Source organism: Sphingobacterium sp. ML3W, assembly GCF_000747525.1.
Taxonomy (GTDB): domain Bacteria; phylum Bacteroidota; class Bacteroidia; order Sphingobacteriales; family Sphingobacteriaceae; genus Sphingobacterium.
The window spans coordinates 4,517,968-4,534,052 of the sequence record NZ_CP009278.1; the positions used below are offsets into that span (position 1 = coordinate 4,517,968).

General features: G+C 35.6%; 14 protein-coding genes. 10 read left to right on the forward strand and 4 right to left on the reverse strand.

The window, feature by feature from the left end:
- Positions 1-4: 4 nt before the first annotated feature.
- Positions 5-2,257: a transglycosylase domain-containing protein gene (locus KO02_RS19390; protein ID WP_038700970.1), complete on the reverse strand. Its 2,253-nt coding sequence runs from the start codon at positions 2,255-2,257 to the stop codon at positions 5-7.
- Between the two features lie 445 nt (positions 2,258-2,702).
- Here KO02_RS19390 and KO02_RS19395 point away from each other — a divergent pair, with 445 nt between their 5' ends.
- A complete protein-coding gene (locus tag KO02_RS19395) occupies positions 2,703-3,920 on the forward strand; it encodes a TCR/Tet family MFS transporter (protein ID WP_038700972.1) in 1,218 nt (405 codons plus the stop codon).
- Here the strand turns inward: KO02_RS19395 and ispF are convergent.
- Both ispF and KO02_RS19405 read right to left on the reverse strand, forming a co-directional pair.
- Positions 3,917-4,396: a 2-C-methyl-D-erythritol 2,4-cyclodiphosphate synthase gene (ispF, locus tag KO02_RS19400; RefSeq protein ID WP_038700974.1), complete on the reverse strand. Its 480-nt coding sequence runs from the start codon at positions 4,394-4,396 to the stop codon at positions 3,917-3,919. The two genes, KO02_RS19395 and ispF, sit on opposite strands and share 4 nt — an antisense overlap.
- A 268-nt stretch (positions 4,397-4,664) precedes the next feature.
- A complete protein-coding gene (locus KO02_RS19405) occupies positions 4,665-5,489 on the reverse strand; it encodes a glycogen/starch synthase (protein WP_038700976.1) in 825 nt (274 codons plus the stop codon).
- 152 nt (positions 5,490-5,641) lie between these two features.
- Here KO02_RS19405 and panC point away from each other — a divergent pair, with 152 nt between their 5' ends.
- From panC to KO02_RS19450, 9 genes are all read left to right on the forward strand, one after another.
- On the forward strand, positions 5,642-6,487 hold the full coding sequence (panC, locus tag KO02_RS19410; RefSeq protein ID WP_038700977.1) for a pantoate--beta-alanine ligase: 846 nt from the start codon (positions 5,642-5,644) through the stop codon (positions 6,485-6,487).
- Positions 6,488-6,544: 57 nt separating this feature from the next.
- Positions 6,545-6,895 carry an aspartate 1-decarboxylase gene (gene panD / locus KO02_RS19415; RefSeq protein WP_038700979.1) on the forward strand — a complete coding sequence of 117 codons (351 nt, stop codon included), beginning with the start codon at positions 6,545-6,547 and terminating at the stop codon, positions 6,893-6,895.
- An 88-nt stretch (positions 6,896-6,983) separates the two neighbouring features.
- On the forward strand, positions 6,984-7,343 hold the full coding sequence (locus KO02_RS19420) for a hypothetical protein (protein WP_235212292.1): 360 nt from the start codon (positions 6,984-6,986) through the stop codon (positions 7,341-7,343).
- 276 nt (positions 7,344-7,619) lie between these two features.
- Positions 7,620-9,950 carry a TonB-dependent receptor domain-containing protein gene (locus tag KO02_RS19425; protein WP_144243362.1) on the forward strand — a complete coding sequence of 777 codons (2,331 nt, stop codon included), beginning with the start codon at positions 7,620-7,622 and terminating at the stop codon, positions 9,948-9,950.
- Entirely contained in the window at positions 9,950-10,411 is a 462-nt protein-coding gene (locus KO02_RS19430) for a thioredoxin family protein (RefSeq protein ID WP_038700983.1), read from the forward strand. The genes KO02_RS19425 and KO02_RS19430 overlap by 1 nt, the downstream gene beginning before the upstream one ends.
- Before the next feature lie 210 nt (positions 10,412-10,621).
- Positions 10,622-11,299, forward strand: a complete 678-nt coding sequence (locus KO02_RS22985) for an FKBP-type peptidyl-prolyl cis-trans isomerase (RefSeq protein WP_051960076.1) — start codon at positions 10,622-10,624, stop codon at positions 11,297-11,299.
- A 316-nt stretch (positions 11,300-11,615) separates the two neighbouring features.
- Positions 11,616-12,242 carry an FKBP-type peptidyl-prolyl cis-trans isomerase gene (locus KO02_RS19440; protein ID WP_038700985.1) on the forward strand — a complete coding sequence of 209 codons (627 nt, stop codon included), beginning with the start codon at positions 11,616-11,618 and terminating at the stop codon, positions 12,240-12,242.
- Between the two features lie 273 nt (positions 12,243-12,515).
- Complete coding sequence (locus KO02_RS19445; protein ID WP_038700987.1) at positions 12,516-14,156, forward strand: NAD+ synthase; 1,641 nt, start codon at positions 12,516-12,518, stop codon at positions 14,154-14,156.
- Between the two features lie 76 nt (positions 14,157-14,232).
- Positions 14,233-14,793, forward strand: coding sequence for a DUF4136 domain-containing protein (locus KO02_RS19450; RefSeq protein WP_038700989.1), 561 nt, complete (start codon positions 14,233-14,235; stop codon positions 14,791-14,793).
- A gap of 63 nt (positions 14,794-14,856) precedes the next feature.
- Here the strand turns inward: KO02_RS19450 and KO02_RS19455 are convergent, their stop codons facing one another.
- Positions 14,857-15,915 (reverse strand): GntR family transcriptional regulator, encoded by a 1,059-nt coding sequence (locus tag KO02_RS19455; RefSeq protein WP_235212293.1) that lies wholly within the window; start codon positions 15,913-15,915, stop codon positions 14,857-14,859.
- Between the last annotated feature and the right edge of the window lie 170 nt (positions 15,916-16,085).

Sequence of the window (16,085 nt, forward strand, 5' to 3'; positions counted from 1 at the left end):
AAAATTAAAATCCTAATCGGTCATCGTTTAAGGTTTCGGCCCCAGAACTGTCATCAACAGAACCTCCGCCACCTTCCCCATATTTAGAACAGTCCGTAACGCGACTCATTCCTCCTTCCGGAAGTTCAAAATCCCCTTTCGTATAGTTTAGTTTTTTATCCGCATACACTTTCTGCATATATAAAGCAAATACGGGCATAGCAGCAGCTGCACCCTGACCATCTTGCATATTAGCAAAACTAATACTGCGATCTTCAGCACCTGTCCAAACACCAGATACCAACTCGGGAGTTATACCAATAAACCAAGCATCCGCATTATCATTGGTTGTACCTGTTTTTCCACCTATAGGATTGGTCAAATGATATTTCCATTGAATCCTTCTTCCTGTTCCTTTGGAAACAACAGACTTTAACATATCAACAATGATATATGCCGACTCACTATTCAAGGCCTTCACCACTTTCGGAGCCTTCTCATATATTGGTGTTCCATTTTTATCTTCAATCCTAGAGATTGCGTTTGGTTCTATCCAAGTACCATGATTAACAAAAGCCGAATAGGCTCCCACCATATCAAATACCGAAGCTTCATATGCGCCAAGAGAAATGGATGGGTAATTGGGTATTTCACTCGTAATACCCATTTTTTTCGTTAATGCCACAACTGCCTCTGGGGTTACTTGACTCACTAGATAAGCTGTAGCATAGTTTTGTGATAAAGCCAACGCATTAGCCAAAGTAATTGGGTTTCCCCCTTCAGCGGTCCCTCTTGGTGTCCAGTTCCCATAAGTCTGTTGATAATTAGGAATGTTATAACATGGAGAATAGCCATTATCAATGGCAACGGCATATGTAAACGGTTTAGCTGTTGAACCCACTTGTCGCGTACCCATCTTTACTTGGTCATACTTATAGTGTTCAAAATTTATTCCACCTACCCAAGCTTTAATATGTCCTGTCTTTGGCTCCATGGACATCATCGCATTACGTAACATCAACTTATTATATCTAATGGAGTCTATTGGTGTCATCACTGTATCTACCGAACCTTTCCATGTAAAAATTGACATCGGTACTTTTACCTGAAATGCTTTCTTTATTTCATTTTCAGAAAGACCACTTTCCTTCAATACGCGATAGCGCTCTGATCGTCGCATTCCCGTTGTCAAAAGCTTAGCCTTATCCCCTTTAAAAGCATCCTTATTTTTCCATTGGGCATCGAATTTCACCTGCAAAGACTTCATCCACTCTTTTTGCGCTTCTTCAGCATATTGCTGCATCGACATATTGATCGTTGTATAAATTTTCAACCCATCTCTATCCAAATCATAAGCCGTACCATCAGACCTTGTAATGGATAATCGTGCAAATTCCTTTTTGATTTCTTCCTTAAGTACAGCACGAAAATAAGGTGCCAATCCTTCTCCATAATTGGCTATCCTCAACTTTAATCCTAGTGGTTTAGCTTTAGCACTGGCCTCCTCTTCTAACGAGATGAAATTCTCTTTATTCATATTGTCTAAAACTGTATTTCTACGTATTAGCGCGTTTTGAGGATACCTTACTGGAGAGTATACCCCAGGGCCTTTTAACATACCAACCAATAGAGCAGCCTGCTCAGCAGTTAACTTATCTGGAGTGGTATTAAAATAAGTACGTGCTGCAGATTTGATACCAAAGGTATTGTATGCACCAAAATCCACAGTATTAAAATACATCGTGATGATTTCTTCCTTAGTATAATTACGTTCTAGGCGGACCGCAGTAATCCATTCCTGAAATTTTTGTATAATACGTTTAGGGGCACTTTTAGCCCGACCTTCTGAAAATAAATTAAGTGCCAATTGCTGTGTTATCGTACTAGCACCCTGTTTATTACCTGTCAATGTGTGGAAAATAACTGTAATAGTACGTGTATAATCTATTCCCGAATGATTATAAAACCGTTTATCTTCCGTAGAAATCAAAGCTTGTATTAAATAAGGAGACAGCTCACTGTATTTCACGTTAGAACGATTCTGTACGTAATATGTACCTAAGACCTGATTATCCTCTGTTATAACTTCTGAAGCTAAGTTACTTTTAGGATTTTCGAGATCACTAAAAGATGGCAATTTACCAAACAAGCCCAGTCGCACACTAAATATAAATAGAAATCCAAAAGCTACTATTCCAATAATAAATTTCCAGAAGTTACGTGTGTATCGCTTAATATCTTCTGGTTGCAGTTGGTTTTTTTTTGATTCTCTCTTCATTGAACCTTATTCTTTCTCAATTTTACTTTTTAATAAATCTCATGAATTATACTCCCCGCTACAATATCAGATAATGTGCCAAAGATTATATGTATGACAACAAAGATATTACAAATATTTTGAGGAATCTTCATTCGGCACCACATCCATCAAAAAAACACAAAAAAAGATTTCATTGTTTCATTGAAAAATAGTGTCCATTATTTGATAAACTGGCTCCCATCGATAAGACAAGCATAAATATAAGACATACGAAATTTCAAATCCCATATCAACTCTCCTCCATAATAATTTGGAATATAGTCTTAGCTTGTTATTTCAGAAATTTAGTTTAGATTTAAAAATAAATTATGGCAGCTATCTTTAGATTGATATAAATAGGAATACTTAACTTATTAAGTTTCAGGATTTGATTCTAAATTATTCAAAACCATAACAAAACAGTATGCAGGTCAACACGTCAAAAAGCTTATTCTTCATTTTTTCAACTGTACTAATAGACATTATTGGCTTGGGGATTATCATCCCAGTGATGCCCAAATTAATTGAAGAGTTAATTGGAGGCACCCTAAGCGATGCATCACGCTATGGCGGTTTGCTGATGTTTAGTTATGCATTAACCCAGTTTTTTTTCGCTTCTGTATTGGGGAATCTCAGTGACAGGTTTGGCAGAAGACCGATACTCTTAATTTCGCTTCTAGGATTTTCAGTGAATTATCTATTAATGGGGTTGGCACCTACGATACTTTGGCTCTTTATAGGCCGTTTCATCGCAGGTATAACAGGTGCGAGCTATACCGTAGCTGCAGCTTTTATTGCGGATATCAGTTCGCACGAAAAGAAAGCTCAAAACTTTGGTCTATTGGGTGCAGCTTTTGGCTTAGGGTTCATCATTGGACCATTATTAGGAGGTGTATTGGGGCATTATGGCGCCAGAATACCATTCTATGCTGCTGCTATTCTTAGTTTTATGAATTTTCTCTATGGTTACTTTTTCATTCCTGAATCCCTTAAGAAAGAAAATAGAAGACCTTTCAAGTGGAAAAATGCCAATCCAGTTGGTGCATTCAAACAACTCGCTAAATTCCCCCACTTGAAACAACTGTTTATTTGTATCTTTTTAATTAATATTGCAGCTCATGCGGTACAAAGCACATGGTCCTATTATACGATGGAAAGGTATCATTGGGATGAAAGAATGGTCGGTCTATCATTAGGTTTTATAGGGACATTACTTGCGATTGTTCAAGCTGGACTACTACGCATCATTATTCCAAAACTGGGTTTAGAAAAAAGCATTCTCATTGGATCCGCCCTCTACATGATAGCAATGCCATTAATGGGAGCTGCATATGCTCCCTGGCTACTTTTCGTTGCCATTGTCCCCTACGTTTTTGCTGGGATAACTGGAACAGCAATTCAAAGTCTTGTTTCTAATGAAACACCAGCAAATGAACAAGGCCAGATACAAGGCGGACTGACGAGTATAATCAGTCTTACTGCCATCATTGGTCCACCGGTAATGAGTTGGCTATTTGCACATTTTACCGATAAAAAAGAAGCTCTCTATATACCCGGAGCTCCTTTCTATTTGGGGTTTGTACTCACTGCAATAAGTTTTATTGTCGCCTGTTTCTTTTTCAGAAATAAAACGAAGAATTAAACTTTCTCAATTAAACAAACTGCATAAGCGACTACACCTTCTTGTCTTCCGATAAATCCCATCGTTTCATTGGTGGTTGCTTTGATGGAAATATCATCAACGGAAATACCCGCAGCTTCCGCGATTTTCTCCTTCATCTGGCCAATATAAGGCTTGATTTTTGGAGCTTCCAAACAAAGCATTGCATCTATATTTCCAATTGTATAACCTTTATCTCCGATTAATCGAACGCAATGCTTTAATAGAATTAAACTACTGATTCCTTTCCATTGCACATCAGTATTTGGAAAGTGATAACCAATATCTTCCAAATTAGCTGCACCTAATAGTGCATCGCATATTGCATGCGCTAAAACATCGGCATCTGAATGACCAAATGCACCGGCATGGTGATCCAATTCAACACCACCTAATATAAACGGATGTCCCTCCTTTATTTGATGGACATCAAAGCCAAAACCAACTTTAATTTTCATAATAGCTAAGGTAACACTTTAAATTATCTTCCTCATCATAAACTCGGTTACCAAAACAATTTGTATACTCATATATGCATACCCATAAATCTCTAAGACCAGACATCAATACGCTGTGCTTCCATCAATTTTATAACCTAATTTTAAATAAAACATGACCTATACCCGCATGTTTTACAACATAGGACTATATCCATCATTGCGAAAGAGCAAAAAAAAGCGTCTAATTTCTTAGACGCTTTTAAAAATTTCAATAATGGTCGCTACCTTAGACTGTAGTTTCTTCTTCTACAGGAGCAAATTGATCAAACAAATCATTGAAAGCTTCATAGTCATCATCACCATTTGGTTCGAAAACTTGAATACCCTTCTCATTTACATACGCAAGTATCTCTGGGTTTACACCAGCTTCTGCTATAACTGCAACATCTGTAAAATTCAACGCTCCTTTATAGATATTCACATAACTACCATCTCCATAAGGGGCAACATCATCCTTAGTCAACGCACCTTCAGGAGCTATTTCTCTGTATCTATCGCCTAGAGTTCCTGAGAACTCCTCATTATACAATGAATACATCACTTTGGCTCCCTTAAAAGTAGGGTCATCTTTATATGTTGTCTTTAAATAAGCCGGAACTAACGCTGAGAACCATCCATGGCAATGTACCACATCCGGTGACCAACCTAATTTCTTAACCGTTTCCAATGCTCCTTTACAGAAGAACACAGAACGCTCATTGTTGTCATTAAAAAATTCTCCATTCTCATCACGAAAAACTTTTTTCCGCTGAAAATAGTCTTCATTATCCAAAAAGTAAACCTGCATACGTGCCGCAGGCAATGAAGCTACCTTAATGATTAGCGGATTGTCATTGTTATCCACCACAATGTTTAAGCCTGACAAACGAATCACCTCATGCAATCGATTTCTACGCTCATTGATATTACCAAAACGAGGCATAAGAATTCGGATTTCAAATCCTTTTTCTTGCATAGCCTGTGGCAATTGACGCGTGATTTCAGAAATTTTAGTTAATTCGAGGAAAGGCGACATCTCGTGGGTTATAAACAATATCTTCGTTTTTGCCATCTCCAGTTTTTATTTATTTTATTTTTTATTAGAACAGTAAAATCGGTCTACAAAGATACATAAAATATCCCGACTATGCAATTCATTACAAATCATCGTTTTATAATCACAAATATATTCCCCACTTTTGCCCTGTATTAAAATTTCTAAAAGTGAGAATTTTCAAGACTAAAAAAGAGCTCCAAGATTACCTGGAAACAGCGCGAATCAACAAGCAAAAAATAGCTCTTATCCCGACAATGGGTGCATTACATGCGGGACATATCTCGTTATTGGATTACGCAAAACCGTTATCCGAAATCACAGTTTGTAGCATTTTCGTAAATCCTACGCAATTCAATGATCCCAAAGATTTAGAAAAATATCCAAGACCATTAGAGCAAGATATTGCTTTATTAGAAGTTGCCAAATGCGATGTGCTATTTTTACCTTCCGTCGAAGAAATGTACCCCGATCCAGACGAACAATGGCATATCAATTTAGCTGGACTTGATGAAATTTGGGAAGGTGAAATGAGACCTGGACATTTTCAGGGAGTTACCCAAGTTGTTTATAAATTATTTAGTTTAGTACAACCCGATATTGCTTGTTTTGGTCAAAAAGACTTTCAACAGGTGATGGTCATTGAACATATGATTAAAGTAAAGCAATTACCGATTACAATAGCACTCTGCCCTATCATCCGAGATGAACATGGACTTGCTTTAAGTTCTAGAAATATGCGCCTCTCTGAAAAAGGTAAGTATCAAGCTTTAGCTTTGTTCCGAACACTCCAGTTTATCAAAAACAATTTTACAAGCAAACCCTTACATGAAATACAAATACTAGCTACTGAACAGTTAGAAGCAAGCGATGGTATCGCATTGGAATATCTTGCTATTTGCGAAACGACCACGTTACAGGAGGCCGATACAATTGACGCAAATAAAAAATATGTGGCACTTGTAACAGCACGCGTAGAGGATGTACGCCTTATTGATAATATGATTTTGAATTAATTGTCACATTATACTTATTAGCTTTACATTTTTACAAGAAAAATCTAACTTTGTCACATGTTTATAGAGGTAATGAAATCTAAAATCCACCGTGTTCGGGTTACTCAAGCCGAGCTGAATTACGTTGGTAGTATCACAATTGATGAGGATTTAATGGACGCAGCAAATATTATTGCAAATGAAAAAGTTCAGATCGTTAACAATAATAATGGTGCTCGTTTAGAAACATATGTTATTCCTGGAAGAAGAGCGTCTGGTACTATTTGTTTAAATGGAGCTGCAGCAAGATTAGTTCAGGTAGGTGATATCGTTATCATCATATCATATGCACAGATGGAGATGGAAGAGGCCAAGAAACATATTCCGAGCTTAGTTTTTCCAGATGACAACAATCAACTTATAAAATAAACTCTTAAAAATAAACTTTCAATAGAAAGATACGTTTATTTTCAATAATTTAGCACTCGTATTAAGCGAGTGCTTTTTTATTATCCACATGTCGAATAAAACAAATATCAGGAATATCTTAGCATCAATGCAACTTGCATTGATCAGCTTGATTATTATTTCTGGTGTTATTTTTATGCACAAAGAGGTAAAATCAAACGGGGAGATTGTCATGCACAATCACCCTTACGATTTTACAAACGATCAGCCTAGACAGCAAGAATCCGATGACCAGATTGATTTCTTAAATGTTGTCTACCATCAAAATTTTGTTCAAAGTGAATTTATAGTTTTTGAAGAACCTATTCGAACTATCTTTCATGTATATAGCTATCAAGTCTATACGCCCGTATCCTACAATCGTATAGTCAATCATGCTTTTCTTCGGGGACCCCCAAAAATTTCTTAAAATAATATAATATTTTGCATTCATCTCCAATTAAGATGAATGTTATTCGTCGTGCAATAGTATGTCGCACAGCGGCCTGCTATGCCATATTCATAATTTCAACGAAATGATGAAACCTTCAAGAGCAAACAGCAATGAAATAGGCAAACTATGCCTTTATTTCATTACCGGGAATTAAAAAACCTGCTCATGATAGCTTCATGCATTTAAAATCGAGTGCAATGAGCCCAATAAAACAATGGGGCTAACACGCATCATTAAAACAACTATATTCTAATGAAAAATATCAACTTATTGATCCTCTTAATGATCATGATCAATATGCATACCTATGCGCAACATACATTAAAAGGTAAGATTATCAATAATGAAGGAACAGCAATTTCTGGAGCAACCATCAGCATCGAAAACGGTGATCAGATAACCTTTTCTGACACTTCAGGAAACTTTGTCTTCCAAGAACTAGATAAACAAAGACAAAGTATACAATTCAAAGCAGTCGGCTATCAAACCTTAAAACAAACGATATTCCTTACGGATTCTACCGTTCATTTCCGCTTAAACACGGACAACCTGCATCTCAATGAAGTTGTTGTGAGTGCAACACGCTATGGCGTAAGTAAAAAAGAAGCCCCGGTTATCGTACAAGTCTTAGGACCTAAACTTTTTCAAGCCACACAGTCAGTTGCTATGTCCGAAACTTTAAACTATCAACCTGGGGTACGTGTGGAGAACAATTGTCAAAACTGTGGCTTTTCACAAGTCCGTCTTAACGGTTTAGAAGGTGCTTATTCTCAAATTCTGATCAACAGTCGTTCGGTATTCAGTGCATTGAATAGCGTATATGGATTAGACCAACTTCCGACCAGTATGATTGACCGTATAGAGGTGGTTCGTAGTGGAGGGTCAGCCCTATTTGGGGCAAATGCGATTGCTGGAACAATCAATATCATTACGAAAGAACCTGTCGAAAATGATTGGCAAATTAAGTCCACCAATTCGTTGATAGGTGGCAGCAGCTGGGATAACACAGTGGACTTCAATACCTCATACGTGGACGAAGACTTAAAGACAGGAGTCACTTTCTACGGCATGCACCGCAATCGCCAGCCCTATGATAAAAATAAGGATGGATTTTCAGAGATTACAGAACTTAATAATACCACTTTCGGAACGAAAGCATTCTTCAAGCCATCGGATGTCAATAAGATAACCGTAGATTTTAGTACCGTTCAAGAGTTTCGGAGAGGTGGTGACCAGTTCAATAAATCGCCACATTTTACAGCAATTACAGAACAACTAGAGACCAATTCGCTTATTGGAGGGTTGACCTATGATCATTATCTCGCAGACTATAAACAAAAAATATCAGTTTATGCATCAGGTCAAAAGACAACGCGTAAAAGTTTCTATGGAGGATTAGGTGAGTCTCCTACAGCAGTAGATAGCTTAAGAGCAGCCAATTCTTATGGCAATACGGATGATGCATCCTTCGTGACTGGTACCCAGTACACCAATAATTTTGAAGATGATGTATTCACTGCTGGCATCGAATTCAATTACAACAACACGAATGATCAGATTCCAGGATATCAACGTATCATCGACCAAAAGACAAAAGGTTTAGGAACTTATGCGCAGTACGAGTGGAAACCATTAGCTGCTTTTAAAGCATTAATAGGTATGCGATACGATCACGTATTTGTCGACGGTCAATACCATTTGCAAGACGTAGAACGTAGCAGCAAAAAGAATTTTGGTTCGTGGAATCCACGTTTAACTATCTTGTACGACATCAATAATAGCATTCAATTCCGTGGTGGATATGCTCGTGGATTCCGAGCTCCACAAGCCTTTAATGAGGATATGCATGTAACTTCTATTGGGGGAAAACAAGTTTTTGTCTTAATTGGTGAAAATCTAAAAACCGAATACTCTAATGCCTATACGGGCTCATTGAACTTCAATAAAAACTTTGGTACGACACAAACAAGTCTTCTAGTTGAAGGCTTCTACACACAATTGAATAATCCATTTACCACGATTCTGACATCTGAATCCAATGATATCATGATTGAGGAAATGCGAAATGGAACAGATGCTCATGTTTTTGGTACAAACCTAGAACTTAACATTGCGCCATCAGGAGTATTTACCTTTCAAGCTGGAGGAACCATTCAACGGTCACAGTTTCAATCAGCACAATTGATTGCCGAAGCTAAAACTGGTCAAGAAGCAATCTTGTCCAAAGATTTCTTACGTACACCAAATGTATATGGCTATTTGAATGCCAATTGGAAAGCAACAAAAAAATTCGCTGTTGATGTAACGGGGGTTTATACCGGTAAAATGAAAATCTCGCATATACAACAAGAAATCATGAGCTTAAAAAACACGGTTGATTTTATGGAACTCAATACACGATTGGGGTACACATTTGCAGTACATAAAGATTTTAATCTCGAACTATTTGCTGGGGTTCAAAATATGTTCAATGCTTTTCAAAAAGATTTTGACAGTGGTGCTAATCGCGATTCTAATTATGTTTATGGACCAACAAAGCCGCGAACGATTACATTTGGTATTAAAATTGGACATTTTCACTAATGCGTATCTTCATTACAATAATACTATTCATTTTCTTGCGCCTACCTATACAGGCGCAAGAAATAGAATGGCTATCATTCCCACAACTTTCAGACTCTTTAGATGTAAATCCAAAACCCGTATTCTTATTTTTTCATACCGATTGGTGCAGTTATTGTCGAAAAATGGAGAAAGATGTATTCACAAATAAAGAAGTAATTAAAATATTGAACAATCAATTTTATGCCGTAAAATTTGATGCAGAAAGTAAGGAGTCATTTATTTTCGATGGACAATTACTCAAAAACAGCAACCTGCAATCAAAAGCATCATTACATGAAATTGTTGTTCTATTAGCATCTAGAAGAGAAGGATTTGCTTTTCCCACAACTTTAATTTTTGATAAAAACTTTCGAGTGATCAAACGTAAATTCTCCTATTTATCCAGTAAAAAATTGCTTGACTTATTAAAAATACATTAACCATGCGTTCTAGTATTTTGGATACATAAATGCCTCTTTGGGTAGTTTCTTCCATCGAGAGGTTTTTTTTTGAGGAAATAAAAAGCTAACTATTCACTATTTTTAATAGCACATTTACAATAATGTCAAATTTTTCTTTAAGAACTTGTAGCACATTTTAGTGATGGAACGTTTAAGTTTATATAATCAAATTAATACGTACATAATTTTATGAAAAATTTTACAAAAATTTTACTTGCATTTTTATGCATAGGCTTAGTTTTCGCATCTTGTAATAAAGATAACTTCGATTATGAGCAAGCTGAAAAAGATCAAATTGAAAGAAACAGAATAGAAAAAGCACGTATCGACTCTTTAAAAAAGATACAAGCTCCAATTTTAAGAGACTTTGCAATTAACAAATGGGGTGATAAAGCAGAGTATTCCGACTCTACAGGCATTTGGTTTGTTAAAGAGTTAGCTACAGGAAACGACACGCCATTCGCATATACAGGTACCATAGGTTACTATGGACCACAAATAAATTCTTGGTCAGCAAGTGTAAATTTCAAAGGTGAGTTGATGGACGGTAAAGTATTTGACAAAAGTTCAGACGGAATTCCGAAAAATTACAGCAACATCAACCAAGCAATTACCATTTATAAACAAGCATGGATTCAAGCATTTATACCTACAGTTGTTAATATTCAAGGTAATGATGTGAGATTCGAAGGATTATTAGCTAAAGGTTTACAAAAGGGTGATAAAATTAGCTTCATTTCACCTTCATACTATACTTTCGATCAAGAAGAGTACACGAAAGGTAGCGAAAAGGTAACAGTTCCTAAAAACACTCCTGTTGTATATACAATTGAAGTTACAGCACTTGGAACAGCTACAACAAACTAACTCAATTATTTTAAGAAATTTAAGCCATTTTTCATTTATGAAAAATGGCTTTTTTTGTATCAAACAATAACATAAGTTTTATAATTATAATTTATCAAGAATTGCTAATTTACAGGATATTTTATTTTAAAATACGAATGCTACAGAATCAAACACATGTAGCATATTGAAAATCAACCCACAAAAGAAAATGTAGGATGATTAAATTTGCACATAATAGATACAAAATGATATATCTAATTTTCATTACTTTTACATTTTGTAGCAATTCAGTAATCTCACACGTTTTATAAAAAAACTTTATTTATTAAATTTTATGAAAAATTTTACAAAAATACTATTTGGAATGTTGGCAGTTATTATTGCTTTCGCATCTTGTAGTAAATCTGACGACTATGCAAAAGTAGCTGAAGAACAAAGAATTAAAGATTCAATCAATAATGCTCGAATTGAAAGAATTAAAGCAGAACAGGCTCCCCAATTGAAATCTTTTGCGATTAAAAGTTTTGCTAATCCAAAAATAGACTCTGCAACAGGAATCTGGTATGATTTAATTGCAGAAGGTGAAGCTGATTCTTATACTTACCAATTCTACTCTGATGGCAGACTCATCTTCCCAATTACTACGGTAAATTATAAGGTAACGTTATTAAATGGTGAAAACATTGGAGCACTTGTTGATGAATCTAAAGAGGGTACTCCTGCGAGGTTTTCAACAGGTAACGTTATCCCTTTCTGGCAATTAGCTTTTTTTCCAAAAAAGTTATCTTTCCAAGGTCAAGAAATAAATATAGGTGGATTAACACTAAAAGGATTAAAGAAAGGAAGCAAAATAAAAGTTGTTGCTCCATCCCCTTACGGATATGATGAAACTGCAAATGAGAAAGTTCCTAAAAACTCTCCTTTATATTCTGAAATTGAAGTTATCTCTATCAATTACTAATAACAAAAACAGGCTTATTATTTTATAATAAGCCTGTTTTATTTTACAAGCAATTAGCATTCAAAAGAAACACTTAACCTCATCTTGCAAGAGGAAGCATAGGGAAGGTCAACTACAATCTTTCTTCATTATATGTTTAATAGATCTTTACGATGAAAAGAACCTTTTTTGAGTACCTGTTAAGAAAAAAATATATTCCGAAACAAAAAGTAGTCTAAAAAACTTCTTATCTTGGTCTTCTTATCAGAATCTTATTTTAAACAACATCGTAACATGAAAATAGCGCTAGCCCAGTTAAACTATCATATCGGTAATTTCAGTGCTAACACCACAAAAATCATTGCAGCAATCGAAAATGCAAAAGCTCAACAAGCTGATATTATTGTTTTTTCTGAATTAGCAATTGGAGGCTATCCAGCGAAAGATTTATTACTAAATACAACATTCTTACAACACTGCCAAGAGTCCCTGTCTGCTATTGCTTTGGTATGTCAAGATATTTTATGCGTTATAGGTGCCCCCATTCCAAATACTGACCCAGAAGGGAAAGCCCTTTATAATGCTGCAGTTTGCCTAGAAAATGGAAAAACAACACATATCAGTAAAAAAGGACTGCTCCCAACTTACGATGTATTCGACGAATATCGATATTTTGAACCTAACCGTAAGTTTACTTGTTTCACTTATAAAAACACCAAAATAGCCCTTACAATTTGTGAAGACTTATGGGATGATGATTTAGGAAATAATTCTTACGTCGGCGATCCAATGCAGGAACTAAATAAAGAAAATCCAGATCTGCTTATCAATATCGCAGCTTCACCATTTTCTTATATTCATCACCAGCGCCGTACTTCAGTTTTAAAAGCTCAAGTTGTAAAAGCCAAATGTCCGTTAATCTACGTTAACCAAGTTGGAGCACATATGGATCTAATTTTTGATGGTAGATCGCTAGCCTTTGATGAAAACGGAAATATTTGCTGTGAACTGAAAAAGTTCGAAGAAGATATGCAGCTTGTGACATTCACAAACAATACAATTCTGACAAACACGCCATACGAAGAAAAGCATCAACCAGAAATAGCACTCATTTACGATGCATTATTATTGGGTCTACGTGATTATTTTAATAAATCTGGTTTCAAAAAGGCTATTTTAGGTCTATCTGGCGGTTTGGATTCCGCACTAGTAGCCGCACTCGCATGTGAAGCACTTGGACCTGAAAATGTACTTGCAATACTACTCCCATCCATCTACTCTTCAGACCATTCCATTCAAGATGCTCTAGATCTGGTAAAAAACACACAATGTAAGCATCACATCCTTCCCATAAAAGATATAACACAAGCTTTTGAAGCAACATTAGCTCCGCTATTTGAAGGCTATCAAGCAGATACAACAGAAGAAAATATCCAGGCCCGTACCAGAGGAACATTATTAATGGCTATATCCAATAAATTTGGTCATATTCTTTTAAATACCTCCAATAAAAGTGAAGCTGCGGTTGGATATGGCACCTTATACGGCGATATGGCAGGCTCTATATCGGTCATTGGAGATGTTTATAAATCCAAAGCATACGACCTTGCGCGCTATATTAACCGTAATCGTGAAATAATTCCAATAAATACAATTGAAAAGGCACCATCTGCCGAATTGAGACCTGACCAAAAAGACTCAGATTCATTGCCTCCTTATGATATTTTAGATGCCATATTATTTCAATACATCGAGCTTCAAAAATCAAAAGAAGAAATTATTGCATCAGGAATAGATGAAACAACGGTCAATAAAGTAATTAAACTTGTCAATAATTCGGAGTTTAAAAGATTCCAAGCTCCACCTATATTACGTGTAAGCCCAAAAGCCTTTGGTCCGGGTCGTTCCATGCCTTTAGTTGCCTTATATCAATAATTTTTTATACATATTATTAAACTTTTATCAGTTCTATTTGTCTAACCCTAAGAAAATAACATAAATCCTATTGGTCATGAAAAAAATAATTTATTTCTTATTTGCAAGTCTAATTCTTGCTTCCTGTGCATCTTATCAATATAATACGATGCGTGACGAAAAGGTAGATTTTTCGCAGTACCATACATATGGATGGTTACCGCCTGTAGACTCCCTTTCTAAATCATATTTTGATAACGATATCGCAAGAACAAATATATTAGACGCTAGTAATAACGAACTTCAAGCAAAGGGACTTACTTATAGTAAAGATAATCCAGACTTGTTATTTCGTTATATTACTATTGTGAATAACAAGAGTCGTTTAGTGTATGGGACCTCGTACGCGTATGGCGGACCTTGGAGCTGGTATAGACCATGGTTTTCACCTTATTATGGATATGCTACATACCCTGTCGCTAAAGAACGTTATCGTTATAGCCACCTAATTGTGGAAGCTATAGACCGTAGAACAAATAAAGTGGTTTGGCAAGCACGAGGCTCAGGTGAAGTCAATAGTCCTGAAAAAGCAACGACAAATATTGCAAAAGTAGTAAAAGGAGTATTTAAGCAATACCCTACTACATTGAAAAAATAATTTCTTGATGACAAAAAAAAGCCATGAAAAATTTCATGGCTTTTTTTTGTTGTAAAATTTCACTTATATCGAGGCCCTAATTTTGATATGGAACGGAACTTCAACTCGATCTTTTGATTTGTTTTTGATCAAATCTGCAGCCATACGCCCCATCATTTCAAAATCAGTCGATATCGTAGTGATTCCATTCAAAATAAATTTCTTTAGTGGAGTCTCATTATAAGAAATGATACCAACATCTTTGCCTATTACCAATTTTTTCTGCAGAATCTTATTCAGTAATTTAACCAAATCATCTTCGATAATATTAATATAGCAGGTCCCTACCGCCACCTTTTCCTTATTTAATTCAGATACCAGTTCATGATCAAAAGCATATTGCTGACAAAACTTATAAAAACCCTTTATAATCGCTTTTGGAAAATCACTATGATCTGGAAATACCAATTTCAACATCTTATATTTACTTAATGCCTCATTAGCTTGCTCTAATGCCAAATAAATATCCTGTTCATAGTTTTCATAGACCGCTGGAAAATCTCCTGGGACATCATCTATAAATTTCCCTAATAACATAAGTTTATCAGTTGGAATCCTACGGATAATCTCTGGAGCTTTATCTCGGCCCTCTTTAAAATGTGGGAAAAGCACATAATAATCGTAGGTCTTAGTCAGGTTGGAAAGTAAATTTTTTAGGTAAGAAAGATCCGAATTATAAACAAACAGATCTAAATTAGCAAAGTCACCAAGCTCTTTGGCAAATGAATCATAAACTATTTTTTTATGAACACTTAACTTATTTAAAAACAAAGCTATTTTGCATTTTGATTGTAGGTCACTTTTATTGACATAATACCCCTTTCCAGGAATAGATGCGATAACTTCGTACTTCTTTAAATACCGATAGGCCTTTTCAACCGTATCTCTAGATATTTCAAGATAAGCACTGCACTCATTTATTGAGGGTAGCATTTCATTTTTTTTAAGCACCTCATTCTTTACTGCATCAATGATGGTATTGGCTAGTTGCAAATATTTAGGAGTTGCAGAGAAATCACTAATTTCTAGTTTTTGTAAAAACTGAGCGCTTGAATCGGTCATTTTATAATTAAGATTGAACATTAAAAATAACAATTAATTAGGATATGTTTGAAACATCATATCTTAAAATTTTAGAAAAACTTATCCTAGATCTAAAGGTATTGGGATATAAAACAGTTCTTTTTTCTTGCTTTTGCTTGGCAAGTACACCATTAATTACGACCATAACGGCACAGGATGAGTACCAATTA

What these genes read in the sequence shown, in the direction of transcription:
- KO02_RS19390 (WP_038700970.1), bottom strand. Translation starts at nt 2,257, where the DNA reads ATGAAGAGAGAATCAAAAAAAAACCAACTGCAACCAGAAGATATTAAG.
- KO02_RS19395 (WP_038700972.1), top strand. Translation starts at nt 2,703, where the DNA reads ATGCAGGTCAACACGTCAAAAAGCTTATTCTTCATTTTTTCAACTGTA.
- ispF (WP_038700974.1), bottom strand. Translation starts at nt 4,396, where the DNA reads ATGAAAATTAAAGTTGGTTTTGGCTTTGATGTCCATCAAATAAAGGAG.
- KO02_RS19405 (WP_038700976.1), bottom strand. Translation starts at nt 5,489, where the DNA reads ATGGCAAAAACGAAGATATTGTTTATAACCCACGAGATGTCGCCTTTC.
- panD (WP_038700979.1), top strand. Translation starts at nt 6,545, where the DNA reads ATGTTTATAGAGGTAATGAAATCTAAAATCCACCGTGTTCGGGTTACT.
- KO02_RS19420 (WP_235212292.1), top strand. Translation starts at nt 6,984, where the DNA reads ATGTCGAATAAAACAAATATCAGGAATATCTTAGCATCAATGCAACTT.
- KO02_RS19425 (WP_144243362.1), top strand. Translation starts at nt 7,620, where the DNA reads ATGAAAAATATCAACTTATTGATCCTCTTAATGATCATGATCAATATG.
- KO02_RS19430 (WP_038700983.1), top strand. Translation starts at nt 9,950, where the DNA reads ATGCGTATCTTCATTACAATAATACTATTCATTTTCTTGCGCCTACCT.
- KO02_RS22985 (WP_051960076.1), top strand. Translation starts at nt 10,622, where the DNA reads ATGAAAAATTTTACAAAAATTTTACTTGCATTTTTATGCATAGGCTTA.
- KO02_RS19440 (WP_038700985.1), top strand. Translation starts at nt 11,616, where the DNA reads ATGAAAAATTTTACAAAAATACTATTTGGAATGTTGGCAGTTATTATT.
- KO02_RS19445 (WP_038700987.1), top strand. Translation starts at nt 12,516, where the DNA reads ATGAAAATAGCGCTAGCCCAGTTAAACTATCATATCGGTAATTTCAGT.
- KO02_RS19450 (WP_038700989.1), top strand. Translation starts at nt 14,233, where the DNA reads ATGAAAAAAATAATTTATTTCTTATTTGCAAGTCTAATTCTTGCTTCC.
- KO02_RS19455 (WP_235212293.1), bottom strand. Translation starts at nt 15,915, where the DNA reads ATGTTCAATCTTAATTATAAAATGACCGATTCAAGCGCTCAGTTTTTA.